Source organism: Hespellia stercorisuis DSM 15480, assembly GCF_900142165.1.
Taxonomy (GTDB): Bacteria; Bacillota; Clostridia; order Lachnospirales; family Lachnospiraceae; genus Hespellia; species Hespellia stercorisuis.
This window is the reverse complement of record NZ_FQZY01000158.1, coordinates 1-1,269: the sequence shown is the minus strand read 5'-3', so window position 1 is coordinate 1,269 and position 1,269 is coordinate 1. Positions and strand designations below refer to the sequence as shown.

Below are 1,269 nucleotides of genomic sequence, written 5' to 3'. Positions count from 1 at the left end.
TTTTTATGGTAAAATAAAAGCATAGAAAAAGGAGCAGAAAACCTATGGCTGGCAATTCAAAAGATTCAAAAATCCTCGAATATAAGGATACGATCAGTCAACTGAATATAACCCTTACCACACAGACAGAGCGGATCAAGTCTTTGCAAAAGACCTTAGAAGCAGACCGCCTTGAGAAGGAAAATCTTCGTCAGCAGATTGAATATCTTACGAAGAAACTCTTTGGTACTTCCAGCGAAAAACGTAAGGAAGTCGATGGACAGCTGAATCTTTTCGACGAAGCTGAACAGGAAGCTGACAGTAGCTGGAATCTTGAACTGCCAGATGATATCACTGTTCCAGCCCATAAACGTAAAGCGAAACGTACTCATGCAGAACTCTTTAAAAATGTACCATCCTGTGATGAAATCATTTCTTTACCAGAGGAAGAAAGAAACTGTCCCTCCTGTGGTACGCAGATAGAATGTATAGGCAAAGAATTCGTTCGTCATGAATTCCGTTTCATACCTGCAAAGGGTAAAGTTGTAAATATTTATCGTGAAACATACAAATGTCCAGAGTGCGCTGTATCAGAGGAAAACCCTGATGAACAGATCTTTGTGAAAGCCCCTGTTACGGATGCACTGATTCCTGGGAGCTATGCATCTGAATCTGTAGTTGCCTGGGTTATGAACCAGAAATATCAGAATGGTATGCCGCTGAAAAGGCAAGAGCAGGATTGGTCACAGCTTGGTGTTGCCTTAAATCGTGGGACACTTGCTAACTGGGTTATTTATTGTGCGGAACACTATTTCAGTCCTGTTTATGATTACTTCCATCGTCAGCTGCGGGGGAGGCAGTATCTTATGGCAGATGAAACACGGGTCCAAGTATTAAAAGAACCGGAACGTAATCCGGAAACCGATTCCTGGATGTGGCTGTTTCGCAGTGGAGAGGATGGCCTTCCACCGATTGTGCTCTACCATTATACAGAGACACGAGCCAAGTACAATGCAGAAAGCTTTCTGGGTGGCTTTTCTGGATATCTGGAGACGGATGGTTATCAGGGATATAACAATCTCCCTGGCATCAAACGATGCTCATGCTGGTCGCACACCAGGCGTTATTTCATAGATGCTGTGCCAAAAGGTAAGGAGTATGATTACAGCATACCAGCAGTACAGGGGGTTCAGTTCTGTTCCAAGCTTTTTGAATGCGAACGGTACTCAAAAGCCAAAAATCATTCTGCTGACCAAAGAAAGGAATTCCGCCTCACGAAAGAAAAAGCTG

1 protein-coding gene is annotated in these 1,269 nt (G+C 43.3%); it reads left to right on the top strand.

The window, feature by feature from the left end; genetic code table 11:
* Positions 1-44 precede the first annotated feature (44 nt).
* Positions 45-1,269, top strand: a 1,225-nt coding sequence (gene tnpC, locus BUB85_RS20875) for an IS66 family transposase (RefSeq protein WP_073113387.1), incomplete at its 3' end; no start/stop codon positions are given.